At 61.5% G+C, this 1273-nt stretch carries 2 protein-coding genes; both read left to right on the forward strand.

Going from position 1 to position 1273, the window contains the following annotated elements; all coding sequences use genetic code 11:
• Nucleotides 1-680, forward strand: a 680-nt coding sequence (locus FTT98_RS17840) for a DUF3363 domain-containing protein (RefSeq protein WP_000308584.1), incomplete at its 5' end; no start/stop codon positions are given.
• Nucleotides 681-896: 216 nt separating this feature from the next.
• A partial coding sequence (locus tag FTT98_RS17845; RefSeq protein WP_180063744.1) for an MFS transporter occupies nt 897-1273 on the forward strand: 377 nt, incomplete at its 3' end.

Raw genomic sequence — 1273 nt, forward strand, 5'->3', positions numbered from 1 at the left:
GCCGCGTTCCAGGCGGCGACTATGAGGGCTATGTCGATGCCCATGTGCGCCGGCTGGAGGCGCTACGCCGGGCCGGTATCGTCGAGCGGATCGACGCCGACCAATGGCGCATCCCCGATGATCTGGTCAGCCGTGCCGCCGCCCATGACGCCGGCCGAGACAGTCAGGCCAGCGTTCGCGTCCTTTCCCCGGTCGATCTGAACAAACAGATCGGATCGGACGGCGCGACCTGGCTGGACCGGCGGCTGATCCACGGCGAGACGGCCGACCTTGCGCCAACCGGCTTCGGGCAACAAGTCCGCGAAGCCATGGACCAGCGCCGCGAGCACCATATCGAACAGGGCGACGCCACCCGCAGCCGGGACAGCCGCGTCTTCTACCGGCGCAACCTTCTCGCCATCCTGCGGGAGCGCGAGGTAGCCGGCGTCGGATCGGATATGGCTTTGAGTAAGGGCCTGCCGTTCCGCGCCGCCACGGACGGCGAGAGCGTCAGCGGCAAGTTTACCGGAACCGTGCATCTATCGAGCGGCAAGTTCGCCGTGGTCGAGAAATCCCATGAGTTCACCCTTGTCCCGTGGCGGCCGATCATCGACCGCCAACTCGGCCGCGAGGTTATGGGCATCGTGCAGGGCGGGTCGGTGTCGTGGCAGTTAGGGCGGCAGAGGGGGCTGGAACGCTGAGTGCGCCCATGCCGCATTGCGAAGCAAAAGATAATCTGATAAAATGTAGCAATTCATATTCGTAAGCGTGGAGTAATCAGATGGGAAATTCCAAGTCAGCAGACAAGTAAGCCGCAACAACCAGTATTGTTGTTGCGGCGCTCTGTAAGGCTAGTCTCATCTGATTGCTGACGAGCAGACGTCGCCCGGTATTCCTTAATCGAGGGTTGATTCGTCATGACCACCACACGCCCCGCGTGGGCCTATACGCTGCCGGCAGCACTGCTGCTGATGGCTCCTTTCGACATCCTCGCTTCACTGGCGATGGATATTTATCTCCCTGTCGTTCCAGCGATGCCCGGCATCCTGAACACGACGCCCGCTATGATCCAACTCACGTTGAGCCTCTATATGGTGATGCTCGGCGTGGGCCAGGTGATTTTTGGTCCGCTCTCAGACAGAATCGGGCGACGGCCAATTCTACTTGCGGGCGCAACGGCTTTCGTCATTGCGTCTCTGGGAGCAGCTTGGTCTTCAACTGCACCGGCCTTTGTCGCTTTCCGTCTACTTCAAGCAGTGGGCGCGTCGGCCATGCTGGTGGCGACGTTCGCGAC

This window comes from Acinetobacter sp. YH12039 (genome assembly GCF_013420015.1).
Taxonomy (GTDB): domain Bacteria; phylum Pseudomonadota; class Gammaproteobacteria; order Pseudomonadales; family Moraxellaceae; genus Acinetobacter; species Acinetobacter amyesii.